Source organism: Mesorhizobium sp. C372A, from assembly GCF_030323245.1.
Taxonomy (GTDB): domain Bacteria; phylum Pseudomonadota; class Alphaproteobacteria; order Rhizobiales; family Rhizobiaceae; genus Mesorhizobium.
This window is the reverse complement of record NZ_CP100475.1, coordinates 4252176-4271916: the sequence shown is the minus strand read 5'-3', so window position 1 is coordinate 4271916 and position 19741 is coordinate 4252176. Positions and strand designations below refer to the sequence as shown.

The window sequence follows — 19741 nt, the reverse complement described above, 5'->3', positions numbered from 1 at the left end:
GGCTGTCAAGCAACCCAACAGGAGAAATTCCATGACCATTCTCGTTACCGGCGCCACCGGCAATATCGGCCGCCAAGTCGTCGAACAGCTCGCCAAGCGCGGCGCCGATGTGCGTGCTCTCGTGCGCGATCCGTCGAAAACCAGTTTTCCGGCAGGCGTATCCGTCGTGCAAGGCGACTTTCTCGATGTCGATTCGCTGCGCAAAGCCATGTCTGGCGTTTCCACGCTGTTCCTCTTGAACGCCGTGGTGCCGGACGAATTCACCCAGGCTTTGATCGCCTTGAATGTCGCCCGATCGGCCGGCATCGAGCGGATCGTCTATCTCTCGGTGATCCACGCTGACGTCTATGTGAACGTGCCGCATTTCGCGGGCAAGTTCGGCGTGGAGCGAATGATCGAACAGATGGACTTCAAAGCTACGATCTTGCGCCCGGCCTACTTCATCCAGAACGATCTGACGGTCGAAGACGTCATCACCGGCTACGGCACCTACCCAATGCCGATCGGCCCCAAGGGTCTCGCCATGATCGATGCCCGCGATATCGCCGAGATCGCCGCTCTTGAGCTGCTGCGTCGCGAACGGTCCAAGGAGCCGCTTGCGTTCGAGAGGATCAACCTCGTCGGTCCGCAGACACTGACCGGGACGGACATTGCCGCAATCTGGTCAGACGTACTCGCCCGCCCGATCAGCTACAGCGGCGACAATACGGAGGGTTTTGAGCAAAATCTCAAGCAGTTCCTGCCCGCCTGGATGGCCTACGACATGCGCCTGATGGGCGAGCGTTTCTTTACCGACGGGATGCTGCCCGAGACCGGCGACGTCGAGCGCCTGACGGCACTTCTGGGTCGCCCACTGCGGCCGTATCGCGACTTCGCCTCAGCACTCGCTGCTTCCGTCTGACGCAAGCGCCTTCAGCACCAAGGCCGGCCTTCCGATGAGAACTGCCAACAGAACTCAGTAGGAACGCGGTGGCACGAACAGGCAGATCGTCTTGCCTGCGTCGAGGCCGGCCTGGTGCGCGCACCAGTGGAAATCGCCGTCGGGTGAGTCCTTGACCCGCTTGTCGCTCATCGGCACGACCTCCCCCGTTCCGGCGATGACATAGCCCTCCGGCTTTTCCAGCACCTCGCCGGTATGGGTGGTGCGGCAGTCGTAGTTTGCACAGCAGGCGAAGGGATAACTCCAGCCTTGCGGCTTCGCCGCCGTGGGCTTGGCGTCATGGGCGAAGGCGGGTGCGGTCAGCACCGCCATCGCAAGCATCGCGATGGCAAAGATCGGGGTCACGAACATTGAAAACACGAGTCGGCCAGCCGGTTGAACGGCTCTGGCCGATCGGAGAGTGGCAGCAGACATGGAAGCGTTCCTTTCAAACGAGCATCAAGCGTTTCGCTTGCCCGTTCCCGGAACGTGTCTTCCCAGTGGCCGGATCGTCAGGTCGCAGATATGCCGCGTCCGGCCATAAATGCTTTTTCTCTTCCAGCCCTCGGATGCTGGGCTGATTCCTTGGCCGGCGCAAGAAGTTGCTGCGCGAGGCCGCACATCTGCGCCGCTATCTGCAACCGCTGACGAGATCCAAGGCCAGGCTCAACTCCCGGCAGACGGGCAACGAAACAACGGGATTGGCCGTATGTGGTTCCAGCCTATACGTCGCCTGGACCGGCGATCACATGCCCTTCATATTGCGGCAAGTCGTCGGCGATGGTGAACCATGGCGCCTTGGAGCCGACGAAGATGTGCGCGGTCGGCCGGATCGTCGGATCGTCGACCAGCGTGCCCATGGCGACATGGACATAGGCGCCGTCGCGGACCAGCGAATACAGCAACGAGCCGCAGCGGCTGCAATGCGCATCGTGGCCGCTGTCATCGCCGAAATGGATGAGCCCGTGATGCCCTTCGGCAAGGGCAAGTTTCTCGCGCTCGATGCCGGCGAAGGGCTTGAAGGCGGAACCTGTGGTGCGCCGGCAGTTCGAACAATGGCAGATCGCGGCATAGACGAACTCGTCCGCCACTTCATACTGAACCGTGCCGCAAAAGCATTTGCCGGTGAGCCTGCGAGTCATGGTTCCTCCTTCGCTCCCCCGCCAAGGGATGTTCTTATTCAAGAAAGTGGCGGAAGCGCAGGTATCATCCATTCGCAGGCCGGCCTCAGCTGAATATGAACATATCCTAGTCGAGGTCGGCCACGGCTTCACCGGCACCGCCCTCGATGCGCTGCGACAACGAGGCTTCCATGAAGTCGTCGAGGTCGCCGTCGAGCACGCTCGACGGGCTGGTGCTCTCGACGCCGGTGCGCAGGTCCTTCACCAACTGGTAGGGCTGCAGCACATAGGAACGGATCTGGTGACCCCAGCCGATGTCGCTCTTCGACGCTTCTGTGGCATTGGCCACCGCTTCGCGCTTCTTCAGCTCTTCCTCGTAAAGGCGCGAGCGCAGCATTTCCCAGGCCTTCGCCTTGTTCTTGTGCTGCGAGCGTTCGGCCTGGCAGGCAACCGCGATGCCGGTGGCGATATGGGTGATGCGAACCGCCGAGTCCGTGGTGTTGACGTGCTGGCCGCCCGAACCGGATGAGCGGTAGGTGTCGATGCGTACATCGGATTCCGAGACGTCGATCTCGATCCTGTCATCGACGACCGGGTAGACCCAGACGCTGGAGAAGGACGTGTGGCGGCGCGCATTGCTGTCATAGGGTGAAATGCGGACCAGGCGATGAACGCCCGACTCGGTCTTCAGCCAGCCATAGGCATTGTGGCCCTTGATCAGGAGCGTGGCGGACTTGATGCCGGCCTCTTCGCCGTCATGGACTTCCAGCACTTCGACCTTGAAACGGCGACGCTCGGCCCAGCGCGTGTACATGCGCAGAAGCATCGAGGCCCAGTCCTGGCTCTCGGTGCCGCCGGCGCCGGCATGGACTTCGAGATAGGTGTCGTTGGCGTCGGCCTCGCCCGACAGCAGCGTCTCGACCTGGCGGGCCTTGGCCTCGCCCTGCATCGAGCGGAGGGCTGCTTCCGCCTCGGCGATCACGCTCTGGTCGCCCTCTTCCTCACCCAGTTCGATCAGGCCGATATTGTCTTCCAGCGCCTGAGTCAGGCTTTTGACGCCGGCGATCCCGTCTTCGAGGCCTTGGCGCTCGCGCATCAGCTTTTGCGCTTCCAGCGGATCATTCCAGAGGCTGGAATCCTCGGCGCGCACGTTCAGGTATTCAAGCCGCTTTATAGCCTGATCCCAGTCAAAGATGCCTCCTCAGCAGGGTGATCGCCTGCCTGATCTCGTCGACAATATTCTGCGTTTCCGCGCGCATGGCTGGTTGTTCTGTCCTGTTTTCGAAGTGGCGCTTGGGTCGGCGCGATACATAGGCACGGCATTGCTGCCTGTAAAGCGAAATGGGCCGGCTCAACAAGCCAGCCCATTCGACGTAAAAAATCAGGTCGTCAGTAGAGTCCGCCGCCGGGTGCCTGGATGGCTTCCGTTGCCTGCGGCGATAGCGGTCCGCCGGCGCCGTTGGACCCGTCGGCGCCCATGCCGATCACCCAATAGCTGTCGGCTGGGCCGGTGCCAGGCTTGAAGGCTTCGATGATGGTGCCGGGATCGCCCGACGCGGCACGCATGCCGGTCTTGCGGTTGATCGCGACCAGGTTCATGCCTTCCGGCACCTTGAAGTCGACATTCGGCGTGCCGTCCAGCGCAACGCGCATGAAGTCCTTGAAGATAGGTGCCGCCAGACCGCCGCCAGTGGCGCCATGGCCGAGACCGCGCGGCGTGTCGTAACCCATGTAAAGGCCGACGACGAGGTTCGGCGTATAGCCGATGAACCAGGCGTCCTTCTCGTCATTGGTCGTTCCGGTCTTGCCGGCGATGTGGCGGCCAAGCTCGGCGATGGTGGCGCCGGTGCCGCGCTGGACCACGCCTTCCATCATCGAGGTGATCTGGTAGGCCGTCATCGGATCGAGCACCTGCTCGGAATTGTCGACCAGTTCCGGTTCGGGCTGGTTGTTCCATTCGGGCGCGTTGCAGCCTTCGCAGCCGCGCTCGTCCTGCTTGAACACGGTCTTGCCGTAGCGGTCCTGGATGCGGTCGATGAGCGAGGGTTTGATCGACTTGCCGCCATTGGCCATGATCGAATAGGCCGACACCATGCGCATCACCGTCGTCTCGCCGGAGCCCAGCGCCATCGGCAGATACGGCGCCAGATGGTCGTAGACGCCGAACCTCTCGGCATACTCCACCACCAGCTTCATGCCCATGTCGTTGGCGAGCCGCACCGTCATCAAATTGCGCGACTTTTCGATGCCGGAGCGCAAGGTCGCGGGGCCGGCCACCGTGCCGTCATAGTTCTTCGGCGTCCAGGTCGTGTTGCCGCTCTGGATGGTGATCGGTCCGTCCATGATAACCGAGGCCGGCGTATAGCCATTGTCGAGCGCGGCCGAATAGACGATCGGCTTGAAGGACGATCCCGGCTGGCGCATCGCCTGCGTGGCGCGGTTGAACTCCGACTGCGCATAGGAGAAGCCGCCGACCATGGCCAGCACGCGGCCGGTATGTGGATCCATGGCGATCAGGCCGCCCTCCACTTCCGGCACCTGGCGCAACGTGTAGGCGCCTTCCGACCCTTCGTTCTTCTGCACGAAGATGACGTCGCCGGGCTGCAGTACATCGGCCGGAGACTTGGCCTTGACCGTCTTGCCATCGACCACATGGCGCATGGCAAAGCTCATGTCTTCCTTGCTGACGGCGCCTTCGACGCGTTCCTTGACGATATCGCCCGAAATCTGCCGCGTCGGCTGCAGGCCGATGGAAAGGCCGGTCGCCGAGCTGTCGAGCACGACGGCAAGCGACCATTCCGGCACGTCTTCCAGCCCCTTGACGTTGCCCAGCGCCACGCCCCAGTCGCCGGAAGCATCGATATGCGTCACCGGTCCGCGATAGCCGCGCAGCGTGTCATATTTGAGCAAGCCGTTCTGCATCGACTTGCGGGCGATGAGCTGGATCTTCGGATCGAGCGTCGTGCGCACCGAAAGGCCGCCCTCATAGAGCGCGTTCTCGCCATAGCGCGAGATGATCTGGCGGCGCACTTCCTCGGTGAAATATTCACCCGCAAACAGATAGGAGCCGTTACGACGCGGCGTCACGCCGAGCGGCTCGGCCTTGGCCTTGTCGCCTTCCTCGCGCGTCACGTAGCCGTTCTCGACCATCTGGTCGATGACCCAGTTGCGGCGCTCGATGGCGCGGTCGGCATGCTTGAAGGGATGGTAGTTGTTGGGCCCCTTCGGCAGCGACGCCAGATAGGCGGCTTCCGCGACCGTGAGTTCGTTGACCGACTTGTCGAAATAGGTCAGTGCCGCGCCCGCAACGCCATAGGCGCCGAAACCGAAGAAGATTTCGTTGAGGTAAAGCTCAAGGATGCGGTCCTTCGAATAAGCCTGCTCGATGCGGAAGGCCAGGATCATCTCCTTGATCTTGCGCTCGTAGGTCTGGTCCGAGGACAAGAGGAAGTTCTTCGCCACCTGCTGGGTGATGGTCGAGGCGCCGACCTGGCGCCTGCCCGAACCCAGATTCTGCAGGTTGACGTAGATGGCGCGGCCAAGCCCGGTGATGTCGATGCCGGGATGGTTGTAGAAATTCTTGTCCTCGGCCGACAGGAACGCCGCCTTGACCCGGTCCGGAACCGCCTGGATCGGCAGATAGAGCCGCCGTTCGCGCGCATATTCGGCCATCAACGAGCCGTCGGAAGCATGGATGCGGGTCGTCACCGGCGGCTCGTACTTGGCCAGCACCTCGTAGTCGGGCAGGTCTTTCGACAGATGGCTGATGTATATCGCCACGCCCGCGGCGACGATAAGCGCCAGCGTCGTGCCGATACCAAAGAAATAGCCGATAAGACGAATCATGCCCGCTCCAGTCCGAGGTCCGGGAATTTCCTAGACGAAGCCGCCTTTCGCGCAAGCCTTCGCAACTGTCCCGATCCGTGATGGAAAACCCATGTCGCCACCATGTGGGCAAAATACGGCAGTGCCCGGTTTAGGCATCCCCCACCTGAAATAAAAGCGCCTGGTGTTGTCGTCGTGCAACGCTGCCTCCGGTCGTGGGCGGCGGCGACCATCTCAGCCTCCGGTTCCCGTTCCCATCTTGGCGGAGGCAAACAGGGCGACGGCGTTGGTGATGCTCTGCGCCGCCTTGCCGCGCCAGTCGGCGTCGAGCAGTTGCGCTTCATCCTTGGCGTTGGAGAGATAGCCAAGTTCCACCAGCACCGACGGCACATCGGGCGCTTTCAGCACTTTGAAGCCGGCCGAACGCTGCGGATTATTGATCAGGCCAACGCTGGTGGACAACTGGCCGACCAGAGTGTGGGCAAAGCTCATCGAGAAATTATGCGTCTCGCGGCGGATCAGGTCGATCAGTATGTCGGTGACTTCCTTGTTGTCGTCCTTGATCACCATGCCGGCGAACTGGTCGGAGAGGTTTTCACGGTCGGCAAGCGCCTGCGCTTGCGGATCGGACGCCTTGTCGGAGACGGTATAAACGGTGGCGCCTCTGATACCCTTGACGCTGATCGTGTCGGCATGGATCGAGATCAAAAGGTCGGCCTCGTGCTGCCGGGCGATGCGCACGCGGTCATCGAGCCGCAGGAACTCGTCGGTATCGCGCGTCATGAACACGTCGTAGTTGGCGACGGCGGCGAGTTTGTCGCGCAATTCGGTGGCGAAGGCCAGCGTCACGTTCTTCTCGATGGTGCCGTTGAGGCCTTCGGCGCCACCGTCGATGCCGCCATGGCCGGGATCGATGACGATGGTGAAGCGATGCCCGGGATTGGAGATCGGCCCTGTGCCGACCCTGGAGCCCTTGTCGGTGGAGACGGTCGAGCCAGTGGTCAGCGCCTGGTTGGCAAGGGCTTCGTCGAACTCGCGGTCGGAGGCTGCCGACATGTCGATGGCGATGCGATAGCCTGCGCCGTCCTCGTTCTTGAGCACCTCGAGCTTGTCGACCGAGAACGGCCCCTTGCCGGTCAGGATCAGCCGCGATCCCTCGCCCTGATCGCCATAACGCACCGCTTTGACCAGGCCGCGGGCCTTGGCCTCCTTCGCGCCAATGGCGAATCGGGTGCGCGGCAGGTCCATGACCAGCCGGTTGGGGCCGCGCAGCAGGAACCATTTGATGTCGGGCTCGCGGTCGAAATCGATGACGATGCGCATCTTGGTTGCGTCGCCGGCCATCTTGTAGGCGGTGGCGCCGAGTGGCGCATCGGCGGCGCGTGAAACCGGCGCAAAAGCAAGGCAAAGCGCCAGCAGCAACAGCACACCGGCAGCGCGCAGGAAACGGCCTGCACGGCCATGGCCCTTGTCTGTGATGCCCGCCAGTCCCATTTCTTTGCAGTCGCTCCCGATTTGGCGCTTGCGCCCGCGTGGTTGGTCGAAATGCCGGTCAGGCCGCAGACTCGATTAACGATTGGTATCCAGAGAAGGTTAACCAAGCCTTTTCATTGAGGATTAAGGCCTGTGCTTCCGTTACGGCACTGCTTTTTGCCGGCATCCGAAATCGGGGTTGCCTTCCACCCCGTCAAATCATAAAAGCGATGGTGGATCACTGCAATCCTGGAACCGCTTCTCCCGCAGCTTCCTGCTACAGGTCAGATGAAAGGCGGCTCCTTTCGCTCCAGCGAAAAGGCTTCAGGTGATCGCGACGAATTTCGCAGGTGTGCGCCCGTGGCGGGGGAATCGCCTGCGTGAGGAAAACGGCCGGGTTTGTTCCCGTGCCGGCTCTGTATGAGCAAACAAGCTGGTCCGGTTCGTCCGGGCTTTGGTTCAAAAGGTTCTGCTGGTGACGATGGCTTCAAGCGCAATCATGGAAAGGTCCGCATCAAACCGCGCCATTGTGGCTGCGGGCGGCACCGCCATGGCGCTCAAGCGGCGTCCGGCGGACATTCAGACATCCGGCACCCACATCCCAGACACGCAGCAGCGGGCTTTGCCTCGCAAGCTGCGGCTGACGGCTGCCGGGAGGAAACGAAATAATGCCCAACAAAATGCTGATAGACGCCTCCCACCCGGAGGAAACACGCGTTGTCGTTATCCGCGGTAACCGTATTGAAGAATTCGACTTTGAATCTCAGGACAAGAAGCAGCTCAAAGGAAACATCTATCTCGCCCGCGTAACGCGTGTCGAACCTTCCCTCCAGGCAGCCTTTGTCGAATATGGCGGCAACCGTCACGGTTTCCTCGCCTTCAGTGAAATTCACCCCGACTATTACCAGATCCCGGTCGCCGATCGTCAGGCTTTGCTGCGCGCCGAAGCGCAGGAAGCCGAGGACGAGGAGAACGAGGACAATGACGGCGACGACCGCCAGAGTCGCGATCGCGGCCGGCGCGGCCGCCGGCGCGGCGGCAAGGGTCGTGAGCGCGGCGAACACAAGCGCGACGCCGGCGCCGATGATGAAAACGGCGAACATGGCGATGCCGGCAGCGATGCCGTCTCCGAAGCGCCTGCTTCCGAGCATGCCGCGGCCAATACCGCCGGGCATGACGATCATGCCGGGCATGGCGACAGCGAAGCCTCCGACGCCGAGACATCCGGGACCGAACCGTCGGAAGGCGGCCCGACATCGATCGCGGCAAGCGTCGAAGCGGATGTGATCTCCGAAGCTGTCCCTGCGGCGGAGCCGGGTGACGAAAGGTCGTCCAGCGAGGCAAGTGGCGAAGCCACCTCCGAGGACAATGATCGCGGCATGCTGGAAGAGGTGCAGTCCTCGCATCCGGACGACCACGAGATCGAATCCGTAGGCGCCGAGGATGCGCTGGAAGAGGTGCGCAGCCGCCGCAAGCCGGTGCGCCGCCAGTACAAGATTCAGGAAGTCATCAAGCGCCGGCAGATCCTGCTGGTGCAGGTGGTCAAGGAAGAGCGCGGCAACAAGGGCGCTGCACTCACCACCTATCTGTCGCTTGCCGGCCGCTATTCCGTGCTGATGCCCAACACCGCACGCGGCGGCGGCATTTCGCGCAAGATCACCAGTGCGGTCGACCGCAAGCGCCTCAAGGAGGTCGTTGCCGATCTCGAAGTGCCGCAGGGCATGGGCGTCATCCTGCGCACCGCCGGCGAAAGCCGCACCAAGGCGGAAATCAAGCGCGACTACGAATATCTGATGCGGCTTTGGGAAAACGTCCGCAATCTGACGCTGCAATCCACCGCCCCTGCCCTCGTCTATGAGGAAGGCAGCCTGATCAAGCGCTCGGTGCGCGACCTCTACAACAAGGATATCGACGAGATTCTTGTCTCCGGCGAGGAAGGCTACCGCGAGGCCAAGGATTTCATGCGCATGCTGATGCCGAGCCACGCCAAGGTGGTTCAGCCGTTCCGCGACACGACGCCGATCTTCGTGCGCAACGGGATCGAGGCGCAGCTCGACCGCATGCTGCAGCCGCAGGTGACGCTGAAGAGCGGCGGCTACATCATCATCAACCAGACCGAGGCGCTGGTCGCCATCGACGTCAATTCGGGCCGCTCCACCAAGGAGCACTCGATCGAGGACACCGCTCTCCACACCAACCTTGAAGCGGCGGAAGAAGTCGCCAGGCAATTAAGGCTGCGCGATCTCGCCGGCCTGATCGTCATCGACTTCATCGACATGGAGGAGAACCGCAACAACCGCTCCGTCGAGAAGCGGCTGAAGGATCACCTCAAGAACGACCGAGCCCGCATCCAAGTCGGCCGCATCTCGCATTTCGGCCTGATGGAGATGTCGCGCCAGCGCATCCGCGCCAGCGTGCTGGAATCAACCATGAAGCCGTGCCCTCATTGCGGCGGCACCGGCCATGTGCGCTCCGATTCGTCGGTGGCGCTGATGGTGGTGCGGGCGATCGAGGAATTCCTGCTCAAGGATTCGCGCAGCCACATCACGGTGCGGACCCCGGCGGCGACCGCTCTCTATGTGCTCAACCACAAGCGCGGCACGCTGGTGGAACTCGAAAGCCGCTTTGGCCTGACCATCACCGTCGAGGCCGATGATACGGTCGGTGTGCAGCACTACGCGATCTTCCGCGGCGCCATTGCCGAAAAGCCGGAAGGCTTTGTCGAAGCGCGAACCTTCCCGGCCTATGTCGAGCCGGAAGAGCCCGAGGACGAGATCGTCATCGAGGAGGAAGACGACGAGGTTGTGGTACAGGCCGAGCAGCCGCGCCAGGCGCAGCCGCAATCGCAGCAGCAGCCGAGATCGGCTGAGGACGGCGAAGGCCGCGACCGCAAGCGTCGCAAGCGCCGCAGGCGGCGCGGCGGCAAGGATCGCGAACGCGAACATGGCGATCGCGAGCATGGCGCCGAAGGTGCTTCGGTTTCGGCGGCAAGCGACGACTTTGCCGCTGAACCAGGCGATGACGATGCAACACAGCAAGACGAAGCCCAGGTTGGCGCCGTCGAAACGGTGGAAGCATCAGATGACGCCCAGGGCAAGAAGCGCCGTCGCGGCAAGCGCGGCGGCAAGCGCAATCGTCGCGAAGACGGCACGGAGACCGAAGCCGGCGAAACCGCCTCGGTGGCCGAGGCCGCTGAAGTCGGAACGGCCGCAAGCGAGCCCGTAGCAGCCGTAGCGGTTGAAGAAGCGGCGGCTCCCGCCGCGGCGAACGACGACGCTCCAGCCGAAAAGCCGAAGAAGAAGCGCGCTTCAAGGGCAAAGAAGGCTGTGGTGGAAGTCGCCGATGAGACGGCGGCCGAGGCTGCACCGGAAGCTGCCGTCGAAGCTGCCGCCCCCGCTGCGGCCGATGCCGCCACGGAAACGACCGTCGACGACGAGCCCGCCAAGGCTCGCCCGTCACGGCGCAAAGCCGTGGCCGCGGATACCTCCGCGGTGCCGGTGGTTTCCTCCAGCGTTGCCGACGAGGCAAAGGCCGAGGAAAAGCCGAAGCGCGCCGGCTGGTGGCAGCGGAAGGGCTTTTTCTAAGCTATTCAGCCGATTAAGATAGGTTCCTGACAAAAATCCCGCGCCATTCAAACCACGGCGCGGGATTTTTTCATGCGCGAATGATGGAAGGCGTCAGGGGGCGAAAATCGACCAGTTCATCATCCTGGCCAGTTTTTCCAAGGCGATCGACCCCAACTTGGAATTGCCGTTGGCGTTCAAGCCCGGCGACCATACGGCGAGCGAAGCAACACCCGGCACGATCCCCAATATGCCCCCGCCGACGCCGCTTTTTCCCGGAATGCCGACACGGAAGGCGAAATCGCCGGAGCCGTCATAGTGGCCGCAGGTCAGCATCATGGCGCCGATGCGCCGCGCCCGCTCGGCAGACACCACGGAGTGCCCGGTTGCCGGGTTTCTGCCGCCATTGGCGAGGAAGCGGCCGGCCAGCGCCAATTGCCGGCAGCTCATGGCGATCGCGCAATGGTGGAAGTACACGCCCAGCGACAGCTCGGGTGCATGGTTGAGATTGCCGAAGGATTTCATGTAGTTGGCAAGCGCGAAGTTGCGATAGCCGGTGGCGCGTTCGGATGCCGCGACCTCGCGGTCGATGATGATGGTTTCGTCATCGGCAAGGAACTGGATGAAGCGCAGGATTTCGCCGATCGCCTCGCGCGGCTGGTGGCCGGCAAGCAGTATGTCGGACACGACGATGGCGCCGGCATTGATGAACGGATTGCGCGGAATGCCGTTCTCATGCTCGAGTTGCACGATCGAGTTGAACGGATTGCCCGACGGCTCGCGTCCGACACGCTGCCACAGCGCGTCGCCGACATTGCCGAGCGCCAACGTAAGCGTAAACACCTTGGAGATGGACTGGATCGAAAACGCCTGGTCGGCGTCGCCGGCGACCAGCACGCGGCCGTCATTGGTCACGGCGGCAATGCCGAATTTCTTCGGATCGACCTTGCCGAGCTGCGGAATGTAGGTGGCGACGTCACCGCGATCGGTGCGCTCGGCCATCTCGGCGGCGACATCGGCCAGCACTTGTTCAAGATCCGGCATGCTCGTCCCCGCTTTTCAGCCAGCGCTCGATGCGCGCCATCGCCTCGACCATGTCGTCATGGCTGCCGGCATAGGAAAAGCGCATCGTGCGGTGGCCCTGAAGTGGATCGAAATCGCGGCCGGGCGTCGCCGCCACATGCGCCCCGGCCAGCATCTTGCGCGCAAAGGCCATGCTGTCATTGGTATGCCGGGTAACATCGCAGAAAGCGTAGAAGGCGCCGTCCATCGGCGCCGCCAAGGGAAATCCGAGTTCCGGCAGGCGCCGCATCAACAGCTCGCGGTTCCAGGCGTAGCGCGCCTTTACCGCTTCCAGCTCTTGCGTCGCCTTGAAGGCTTCGATCGCCGCGATCTGCGACAGTTCCGGCGGCGAGATGTAGAGGCTCTGGGCGATGCGCTCGATCGGCCTCACCAGAGCTTCCGGCAGCACCATCCAGCCGATGCGCCATCCGGTCATGCAATAATATTTCGAGAAGGAATTGATCACCGTCACGCCTGAGCCATGGGCCAGCGCCGTGGTGTCGGGCGCGGCATAGGCCAGCCGGTGATAAATTTCGTCCGATATCACCGCGATGCCGAGTTCTTCGGCTGTCCTCACCAGTGCCGACAACTCGTCGACGGGAATGACCGCACCTGTCGGATTGGCCGGGCTGGCGAACAACACGCCCTTCAGCGGTTTTTCCCGGTGCGCCGATTTCAAATGTTCGGCATGAAGATAGGCGTCGCTGCCGAGCTCGATCTCGACGATCTGGATACCGAGCGCGGCCATGATGTTGCGGTAGGCCGGATAGCCGGGTGCTGCGATGGCGACGCGGTCGCCGGGATCGAACATCGCCAGGAATGCCAGATTGAAGGCGGCCGACGATCCCGTGGTCACGGCGATCCGGTTCGGCGCGACATCGATCCCGTAATGGTCGCCACAATGCGTCGCGATCGCCTTACGCAGATCCGCCAGACCGAGCGTGTCGGTATAGCCGATGCGTCCGATCCTCAGCGCATTTGCGGCTGCTTCCCTCACGCCCACGGGCGCCGGATCGGATGGCTGGCCGACGGCCATGGACACGACAGGCACGCCCGTCGCCTTCAGCCGGTTGGCTTCGGCCAGAATGTCCATGGCGTGAAACGGCTCGACTTCACCGCGGCGCGACAGCGAAACTACCATTTGACCTCCGTCCGGCCCGCCGCTCGAAGCCATCAACCGGCGGCAGCGCCGCACAAATGCCCGATTGATGTGAGGATCACAAGTTCGCCTAGTTTCGGTGCCGTGACTTTTCATCGTTCGCCCGCTCGTTTACCAGTGGACCTCATGCTGAGCCGACCCAAATCGACGATGTCCAAATCTTCCATCGGGAAGACAGCGCGCGGCTTCGCGACGCTTTTGCTTGCCGCCGCCGTCGCTGTCACCGGCTCGGTGACGGCCTTCGCGCAGGCGGTGCCGGTCGTGCGCGATGCCGAGATCGAGGCGCTGGTGCGCGACTATGCGCGGCCGATCTTCAAGGCGGCCGGTCTTGCCAATGACGGTGTCGATATCGTTCTGGTCAACGATCAGAGCTTCAACGCCTTCGTTACCGGGCGCCGGCTGTTCATCAACACCGGCGCGCTGATGCAGGCCGAAACGCCCAACGAGATCATCGGCGTCATCGCCCACGAGGCCGGCCACATCGCCGGCGGCCATCAGCAGAAATTGCGCGACCAGCTCGAGCGCGCCAAGACCATGGCCATCATCGCCACGCTGCTTGGCGCCGGCGCCATCGTTGCCGGCGCCACCACCAACAGCCGCGGCCTTGCCGGCGCCGGCATGGGCGTGGCTGCGGGCGGCGGCGAGATGGCGCAGCGCAGCATTCTTGCCTACCAGCGCACCGAAGAGTCGACCGCCGACCGCTCTGCCATCACCTATCTCAATGCCACCGGCCAGTCCGGCATGGGCATGCTGAAGACCTTCGCCCGCTTCCAGAGCGCGCTGTCGCTTTCCGGCACGCAGGTCGATCCCTACCGCATCAGCCACCCGATGCCACAGGAGCGCATCGCCAATCTCGAAGTGCTGGTCAAGCAGAGCCCTAACGTCGACAAGGTCGATCCGCCGGCACTGCAGCAGCGGCACGACATGATGCGCATCAAGATCGCCGCCTATATGGGCGGCCAGGCCGCCGCCACGCGGCTGATCCGCAAGGCCCCGGGCAGCCTCGCCTCGCGCTATGGCGAAGCGCAGATGGCCTATCTCTACGGCAATCTGGGTGCAGCACTGACCAAGGCCAATGCATTGATCAAGGAACAGCCGAAGAACCCCTACTTCCAGGAAATGCGCGGCGACATACTGATGAAGGCCAACAAGCCCAAGGACGCCGCGGACGCCTATGCCAAGGCGGTCAGCCTCGATCCGGTGAGGTCGGGCCTGTTGCCCGTTTCCCTCGGCCAGGCGCTGATGGCCATCGGCACGCCCGACTCGCTGAAGAAGGCGGTGGTGCAGATCAACAACGGTCTCGGGCGCGACAAGGAAAACACGGTCGGATACCGCTATCTCGCCCAGGCCTATGGCGAGCTTGGCAACATTCCGGCGGCGGAACTCGCCACCGCCGAGGGCCACTTTTATTCCGGCGATTACACGAATGCGAAAATTTTCGCCATGCGCGCGCAAAAAGACTTGAAGCGCGGCGAGCCCGGCTGGATTCGGGCGCAGGACATCATAAACTACAACCCTTCAGGCAAACTCAAGAAATGAACCTTCCGGTCGCCCGCGGCGACTAGGATAGACCGGAACCGGTAAAGAGGATGAGACGATGAACAAGGCAATATTGCTCGGCACGACGGGAGTGGCGGCTGCTCTTGCCATGCTCGCTTTCGGGTTCGTCGCCGGCAGTCCGCAGGTGGCCAAGGCCGGCACGGCGCAGACCGTGCAGACCGCCTCTGCCGACACCAAGATCGATCGCACTGAGGTCGAGGGCATTATCCGCGACTATCTCCTGAAGAACCCCGAAGTGCTGCTCGAAGTGCAGGAGGCGCTCGAGGCCAAGCAGAAGGAAGAGCAGCGCATAGCCAGCCTCGGCGTCATCGAGAAGGCCAAGTCCGAGATTTTCAACTCGACCTTCGACGGCGTCGTCGGCAATCCGAAGGGCAAGGTCACCATCGTCGAATTCTACGACTACAATTGCGGCTTCTGCAAACGCGCCATCGACGACATGCAGGCTCTGACAAAGGCCGATCCGGAGCTGCGCTTCGTGCTCAAGGAATTCCCGATCCTCGGGCCGGATTCGCAAAAGGCCAGCGTCGTCTCGATGGCTTTCCACCTGATGCATCCGGAGAAATACGGCGAGTTCCACAACGCCCTGCTCGGCGGCCAGGGCCGCGCCACCGAGGCGGCGGCCATCAAGGTTGCGCTGTCGCTAGGCGCCGATGAGGCGAAATTGCGCGAGAAGATGAAGGACCCGACCATCACCGAGGCCTTCTCCAAGACCTTCGACCTCGCCAACAAGTTGGCCATCACCGGAACGCCGTCCTATGTCGTCGGCAATGAAGTGGTGTTCGGCGCGCTCGGCCAGGAAGTGCTGGCCGAAAAGATCGAGGCGGCGAAAGCCGCGCTCTGATCTTGCACGCGAGCCTTCTCACGGGCACATTTCCGCCTGTTGTGGACAGTGAAAGATCGCACTTGTGCTCTTTCCGCGGGCGGCTATGCCCATTATAGAAGGCCCTGCGCGCCGGCTTGAGGCCGGCGTCGGAAAAGGTCGGCATTTTTGAAAACGATTTTCGTCCTGAACGGCCCCAACCTGAACGCGCTCGGCAAGCGCGAGCCGGGCATCTATGGCGGCAAGACGCTTGCCGCGATCGCCGACGACTGTAAGCAGGCGGGCGCCGCCCTTGGCCTCGAGATTGATTTTCGCCAGTCGAACCATGAGGGCGACCTCGTCGACTGGATCCAGGAAGCCGGCGACAAGGCAGCCGGCATCGTCATCAATCCGGGTGCCTACAGCCACACCTCGATTGCCATTCACGACGCCATCCGCGCTGTCGCGCCGCTGCCCGTCGCCGAAGTTCACCTCTCCAACATCCACGCGCGGGAACCATTCCGCCACGTCTCCATGGTCGCGCCGGTCGCTGTCGGCATGATCTGCGGGTTCGGGCCGCTTGGCTACTCGCTGGCGCTGCAGGCGCTGGCGGCACGCCTATGACCGGCCCACAAACAGAAGGCTCGAAAATGTCGATAAAGAAGACCGGTGTTGACCAGCAACTGATCCGCGATCTCGCGGGCATACTGAACGACACCAATCTCACCGAGATCGAAGTCGAGCTCGGCGACCTGAAGGTGCGCGTGTCGCGCCAGGCGCCGGCCGTCCACGCCATCGCCGCACCGCAGGCCGGTTATGCTCCGGCAGCGCAGCAGCCCGCGGCGGGCGCGGCTGCCGCACCAGCAGTGGCCGATCCGTCCAAGAACGCGGTCCCCTCGCCGATGGTCGGCACCGCTTATCTCGCGCCCTCGCCCGACGCCAAGGCCTTCATCGAAGTCGGCCAGAAGGTCAAGGAAGGCCAGACGCTGCTGATCATCGAAGCGATGAAGACGATGAACCAGATCCCTTCGCCGCGCGCCGGCACGGTGACGGCGATCCTGTTCGAGGACGGCCAGCCGGTCGAGTACGGCATGCCGCTCGTCGTGATCGAGTAGAGCGGGCCGGATGTTCCAGAAGATCCTCATCGCCAACCGCGGCGAAATCGCGCTTCGGGTGCTGCGCGCCTGCAAGGAACTCGGCATCCAGACCGTGGTCGTGCATTCGACCGCCGACGCTGACGCCATGCATGTCAGGCTCGCCGACGAAAGCGTGTGCATCGGTCCGCCGCCGTCGCGCGACAGCTATCTCAACATCCACCAGATCGTCGCAGCCTGCGAGATCACAGGCGCCGATGCCGTGCATCCGGGCTATGGCTTCCTGTCGGAAAACGCCAAGTTCGCCGACATTCTCGCCGCCCACAACATCACCTTCATCGGCCCGTCGGGCGACCACATCCGCATCATGGGCGACAAGATCGAGGCCAAGCGCACCGCAAAGCGGCTCGGCATTCCGGTTGTGCCGGGCTCCGACGGCGCCGTCACCGATCAAAAGGAAGCCAGGCGCATTGCCGCCGAGATCGGCTATCCCGTGATCATCAAGGCATCGGCAGGCGGTGGCGGGCGCGGTATGAAGGTCGCCCTTACCGAGGCTGACCTCGAGATCGCCTTGCAGACAGCGAGCACGGAAGCGGGAGCCGCCTTCGGCGACGATGCCGTCTACATCGAGAAATACTTGGAAAAGCCGCGCCACATCGAGGTGCAGGTATTCGGCGACGGCGCCGGCCGCGGCGTGCATTTCGGCGAGCGCGACTGTTCGCTGCAACGCCGCCACCAGAAAGTCTGGGAAGAGGCGCCCTCGCCGGCCCTCAACGCCGAGGAGCGCGCCCGCATCGGCAATATCTGTGCCAAGGCCATCGCCGACCTCGGCTACTCCGGCGCAGGCACCATCGAATTCCTGTACGAGAATGGCGAGTTCTACTTCATCGAGATGAACACGCGGTTGCAGGTCGAGCATCCGGTGACGGAGGCGATCACCGGCATCGATCTCGTCCACGAACAGATCCGCGTTGCCTCCGGCGGCGGGCTTTCGGTGCGCCAGGAGGACATCAAGTTCAACGGCCACGCCATAGAATGCCGCATCAATGCCGAGGACCCGCGCACCTTCACGCCTTCGCCCGGCACGATTACGCATTTCCACACGCCTGGCGGTCTCGGCATCCGCGTCGATTCCGGTGTCTATTCCGGCTACAAGATCCCGCCCTATTATGACAGCCTGATCGGCAAGCTGATCGTGCACGGCCGCAACCGCGTCGAATGCATGATGCGGCTGCGCCGGGCGCTCGACGAATTCGTCGTTGACGGCATCAAAACGACGCTGCCGCTGTTTCGCGACCTGGTCGGCAATGCCGATATCGCCAATGGCGACTACGACATCCACTGGCTGGAAAAGTATCTGGCCAAAGAGGAATAGCGCCCGACTTGCCGCTATGATGCCGCGATGACCCGTCCTTACGCTCCCGGCTATCGCATTCCGACCGACCTGTTGCTCAAGGCCTATGCCTCGGGCGTCTTCCCGATGGCCGAGAGCGCTTCCGACCCGGAAGTGTTCTGGGTGCGGCCGGAGACGCGCGGCATCATACCGCTCGATGGCTTCCACACGCCGAAGAGCTTGCGGAAGACAATTCGCAAGCACCCGTTCGACATCCGCTTCGATTTCGATTTCGAGGCGACGATCGACGGCTGCGCCGAAAAGCGCGAGGAGCGCCGCTCGACCTGGATCAACGCGCCGATCCGCGAAGCCTATATCGAGCTGCACCGTCTGGGGCACTGCCATTCGGTCGAGGCATGGCGCGAGGAACGGCTGGTCGGCGGCCTCTATGGCGTCTCGCTCGGTCGCGTGTTCTTCGGCGAAAGCATGTTCGCCCGGGAAACCGACGCGTCCAAGACCTGCCTGTATCATCTGGTCGAGCGGCTGAAGGCGCGCGGCTTTGCCCTGCTCGACACGCAATTCACCACTGAGCATCTCAAACGCTTCGGCGCGGTCGACGTGCCGCGCGTCAAATACGAGAAGATGTTGGCCGACGCGCTGAAGGGCGAAGCCGTTTTTTATCCCTGACCGGAGACCGAGCGGCCGAGCCGGCTCGACCGGTGAAAGGGGTCAGCCCTTCGCGGTTTCCATCGGCGTCTGCGAATGGAACATCATCTTCCAGCCGTTGACACGATGAACATAGCCGGTGCTAACCAACGCGGCGTAGGGCTCGCCGTTTTCTCGTGTCGCATGAGCCTCATAGGTCAGCATGATAATGTCGCTGCCGGGCTCGATGATACCCTTGAGGTCGATCTGAAGGTCGCGCCAGCGGTTGGGCTTGGTCGCGGTCTTGGCCAGATCGGCATTGTCCATTGCCTGTGCCATCTCAGGAAATGCTACCAGGCATTCTGTGTCGACATTGGCGGCGTAGTAAGCTTCGTCGCCCGTCCAGAACCCCTTTTCGAGTTCGAGCAGGTCGTCTTTGCTGGCCGTGATCCGTTTGCTGTCCGACATCAGAATATCCTCCAAGCGCATAAATGCGTCATCGTCCATGGCCCAACGCATAGTTGCCACCACGGTTCCGGAGGATCAGTTGGTGTTGGTCGCGTCAGGTTCCGTAGGGTCCGGCTGTTCGGCGGCCGGAGCAGCGGCGGGCTTTGGCTTGGACGTGTCGACCTTGGGCGTCTCGGCATTGGCCGCGTCGGGCGGCGGCACATCCGACTTCTGCTTGCAGCCCTTTAGCCAGACGTCATAGACGGCGTGCTCGACGGCGTTTAGGCCGGGGCTCTCGGCGAACATCCAGCCGGTGAAGATGCGGCGGATCTTGCGGTCGAGCGTGATTTCGTCGACTTCGACGAAGGAATCGGTCTTCGGCTCTTCATTCTCCGGCCGCGAATAGCAGATGCGCGGCGTCACCTGCAAAGCGCCGAACTGCACGGTTTCGTCGATGTAGACATCGAAGGTGATGATACGGCCGGTGATCTTGTCGATGCCGGCAAATTCGGCGACCGGATTGGTGATGCGATCGGAGATTGCGGGTGCTGCCGCAGGCGCCTGCGCCGCGGCAAACGCTGTCGGGAACATGGCGACAGCGCCAATTGCCGCCAGTCCGGCCATCGATGTCAGGCTGAAAATGTTCATGCGGAGATACCGGTGGTTTGGGCCCGGGTGATTCTGTCACGCCCAAGGCTATTCGCCGTTGTCATATCAGCAAGCAGCTAAACGCCAATTGTG

General features: G+C 62.8%; 17 protein-coding genes. 8 read left to right on the top strand and 9 right to left on the bottom strand.

Annotated elements, in window-relative coordinates; all coding sequences use genetic code 11:
* The first annotated feature begins 31 nt into the window (after window positions 1–31).
* Window positions 32–901, top strand: coding sequence for an NmrA/HSCARG family protein (locus tag NLY42_RS20295; RefSeq protein ID WP_023667473.1), 870 nt, complete (start codon window positions 32–34; stop codon window positions 899–901).
* A 54-nt stretch (window positions 902–955) separates the two neighbouring features.
* Here the strand turns inward: NLY42_RS20295 and NLY42_RS20290 are convergent, their stop codons facing one another.
* The 5 genes from NLY42_RS20290 to NLY42_RS20270 all read right to left on the bottom strand — a co-directional run bounded on the left by NLY42_RS20290 (window position 956) and on the right by NLY42_RS20270 (window position 7359).
* Complete coding sequence (locus tag NLY42_RS20290; protein ID WP_023753288.1) at window positions 956–1354, bottom strand: hypothetical protein; 399 nt, start codon at window positions 1352–1354, stop codon at window positions 956–958.
* Window positions 1355–1641: 287 nt separating this feature from the next.
* Entirely contained in the window at window positions 1642–2061 is a 420-nt protein-coding gene (locus NLY42_RS20285; RefSeq protein ID WP_023753289.1) for a GFA family protein, read from the bottom strand.
* A gap of 106 nt (window positions 2062–2167) precedes the next feature.
* A protein-coding gene (gene prfB / locus NLY42_RS20280; RefSeq protein ID WP_155922402.1) for a peptide chain release factor 2 occupies window positions 2168–3299 on the bottom strand; the annotation gives its coding sequence in 2 pieces (ribosomal slippage) (window positions 2168–3232 and window positions 3234–3299; 1131 coding nt in all).
* Window positions 3300–3429: 130 nt separating this feature from the next.
* The gene (locus NLY42_RS20275; RefSeq protein WP_023695364.1) at window positions 3430–5886 is read right to left on the bottom strand and encodes a penicillin-binding protein 1A; all 2457 of its coding nucleotides are present in this window, start codon (window positions 5884–5886) and stop codon (window positions 3430–3432) included.
* Between the two features lie 213 nt (window positions 5887–6099).
* Complete coding sequence (locus NLY42_RS20270) at window positions 6100–7359, bottom strand: N-acetylmuramoyl-L-alanine amidase (protein ID WP_023753290.1); 1260 nt, start codon at window positions 7357–7359, stop codon at window positions 6100–6102.
* Between the two features lie 647 nt (window positions 7360–8006).
* On the opposite strand from NLY42_RS20270, the gene NLY42_RS20265 reads away from it, so the two are divergent.
* Window positions 8007–10922, top strand: coding sequence for a ribonuclease E/G (locus NLY42_RS20265; RefSeq protein WP_023756361.1), 2916 nt, complete (start codon window positions 8007–8009; stop codon window positions 10920–10922).
* Between the two features lie 93 nt (window positions 10923–11015).
* Here NLY42_RS20265 and NLY42_RS20260 read toward each other — a convergent pair whose 3' ends face one another.
* Together NLY42_RS20260 and NLY42_RS20255 are read right to left on the bottom strand one after the other, a co-directional pair.
* Window positions 11016–11945 carry a glutaminase gene (locus NLY42_RS20260; RefSeq protein ID WP_023753291.1) on the bottom strand — a complete coding sequence of 310 codons (930 nt, stop codon included), beginning with the start codon at window positions 11943–11945 and terminating at the stop codon, window positions 11016–11018.
* Complete coding sequence (locus NLY42_RS20255) at window positions 11932–13104, bottom strand: pyridoxal phosphate-dependent aminotransferase (protein WP_023725769.1); 1173 nt, start codon at window positions 13102–13104, stop codon at window positions 11932–11934. Before NLY42_RS20255 ends, NLY42_RS20260 begins: the two co-directional genes overlap by 14 nt.
* Before the next feature lie 144 nt (window positions 13105–13248).
* Between NLY42_RS20255 and NLY42_RS20250 the strand changes: the two genes are divergently transcribed.
* The 6 genes from NLY42_RS20250 to aat all read left to right on the top strand — a co-directional run bounded on the left by NLY42_RS20250 (window position 13249) and on the right by aat (window position 18595).
* Complete coding sequence (locus NLY42_RS20250) at window positions 13249–14661, top strand: M48 family metalloprotease (protein WP_023691221.1); 1413 nt, start codon at window positions 13249–13251, stop codon at window positions 14659–14661.
* A 58-nt stretch (window positions 14662–14719) separates the two neighbouring features.
* The gene (locus NLY42_RS20245; protein WP_023667484.1) at window positions 14720–15523 is read left to right on the top strand and encodes a DsbA family protein; all 804 of its coding nucleotides are present in this window, start codon (window positions 14720–14722) and stop codon (window positions 15521–15523) included.
* Between the two features lie 147 nt (window positions 15524–15670).
* Window positions 15671–16105: a type II 3-dehydroquinate dehydratase gene (gene aroQ / locus NLY42_RS20240; RefSeq protein ID WP_023667485.1), complete on the top strand. Its 435-nt coding sequence runs from the start codon at window positions 15671–15673 to the stop codon at window positions 16103–16105.
* Window positions 16106–16131: 26 nt separating this feature from the next.
* Window positions 16132–16596 carry an acetyl-CoA carboxylase biotin carboxyl carrier protein gene (gene accB / locus NLY42_RS20235; RefSeq protein ID WP_023681496.1) on the top strand — a complete coding sequence of 155 codons (465 nt, stop codon included), beginning with the start codon at window positions 16132–16134 and terminating at the stop codon, window positions 16594–16596.
* A 10-nt stretch (window positions 16597–16606) separates the two neighbouring features.
* The gene (gene accC / locus NLY42_RS20230) at window positions 16607–17950 is read left to right on the top strand and encodes an acetyl-CoA carboxylase biotin carboxylase subunit (RefSeq protein ID WP_023681497.1); all 1344 of its coding nucleotides are present in this window, start codon (window positions 16607–16609) and stop codon (window positions 17948–17950) included.
* A 27-nt stretch (window positions 17951–17977) separates the two neighbouring features.
* Window positions 17978–18595 (top strand): leucyl/phenylalanyl-tRNA--protein transferase, encoded by a 618-nt coding sequence (gene aat, locus NLY42_RS20225; protein ID WP_023681498.1) that lies wholly within the window; start codon window positions 17978–17980, stop codon window positions 18593–18595.
* Between the two features lie 42 nt (window positions 18596–18637).
* On the opposite strand, the gene NLY42_RS20220 is transcribed toward aat, so the two are convergent.
* Window positions 18638–19021: a hypothetical protein gene (locus NLY42_RS20220; RefSeq protein ID WP_023667489.1), complete on the bottom strand. Its 384-nt coding sequence runs from the start codon at window positions 19019–19021 to the stop codon at window positions 18638–18640.
* A 75-nt stretch (window positions 19022–19096) separates the two neighbouring features.
* Window positions 19097–19648: a DUF2155 domain-containing protein gene (locus tag NLY42_RS20215; protein ID WP_023681499.1), complete on the bottom strand. Its 552-nt coding sequence runs from the start codon at window positions 19646–19648 to the stop codon at window positions 19097–19099.
* Window positions 19649–19741 lie beyond the last annotated feature (93 nt).

Bases quoted from the DNA above. Each gene is read 5' to 3' on its own strand.
- NLY42_RS20270 (WP_023753290.1), bottom strand. From the start codon at position 7,359: ATGGGACTGGCGGGCATCACAGACAAGGGCCATGGCCGTGCAGGCCGT.
- NLY42_RS20265 (WP_023756361.1), top strand. From the start codon at position 8,007: ATGCCCAACAAAATGCTGATAGACGCCTCCCACCCGGAGGAAACACGC.
- NLY42_RS20260 (WP_023753291.1), bottom strand. From the start codon at position 11,945: ATGCCGGATCTTGAACAAGTGCTGGCCGATGTCGCCGCCGAGATGGCC.
- NLY42_RS20295 (WP_023667473.1), top strand. From the start codon at position 32: ATGACCATTCTCGTTACCGGCGCCACCGGCAATATCGGCCGCCAAGTC.
- NLY42_RS20275 (WP_023695364.1), bottom strand. From the start codon at position 5,886: ATGATTCGTCTTATCGGCTATTTCTTTGGTATCGGCACGACGCTGGCG.
- accC (WP_023681497.1), top strand. From the start codon at position 16,607: ATGTTCCAGAAGATCCTCATCGCCAACCGCGGCGAAATCGCGCTTCGG.
- NLY42_RS20245 (WP_023667484.1), top strand. From the start codon at position 14,720: ATGAACAAGGCAATATTGCTCGGCACGACGGGAGTGGCGGCTGCTCTT.
- aat (WP_023681498.1), top strand. From the start codon at position 17,978: ATGACCCGTCCTTACGCTCCCGGCTATCGCATTCCGACCGACCTGTTG.
- NLY42_RS20220 (WP_023667489.1), bottom strand. From the start codon at position 19,021: ATGTCGGACAGCAAACGGATCACGGCCAGCAAAGACGACCTGCTCGAA.
- NLY42_RS20255 (WP_023725769.1), bottom strand. From the start codon at position 13,104: ATGGTAGTTTCGCTGTCGCGCCGCGGTGAAGTCGAGCCGTTTCACGCC.
- NLY42_RS20285 (WP_023753289.1), bottom strand. From the start codon at position 2,061: ATGACTCGCAGGCTCACCGGCAAATGCTTTTGCGGCACGGTTCAGTAT.
- accB (WP_023681496.1), top strand. From the start codon at position 16,132: ATGTCGATAAAGAAGACCGGTGTTGACCAGCAACTGATCCGCGATCTC.
- NLY42_RS20215 (WP_023681499.1), bottom strand. From the start codon at position 19,648: ATGAACATTTTCAGCCTGACATCGATGGCCGGACTGGCGGCAATTGGC.
- NLY42_RS20250 (WP_023691221.1), top strand. From the start codon at position 13,249: ATGCTGAGCCGACCCAAATCGACGATGTCCAAATCTTCCATCGGGAAG.
- NLY42_RS20290 (WP_023753288.1), bottom strand. From the start codon at position 1,354: ATGTCTGCTGCCACTCTCCGATCGGCCAGAGCCGTTCAACCGGCTGGC.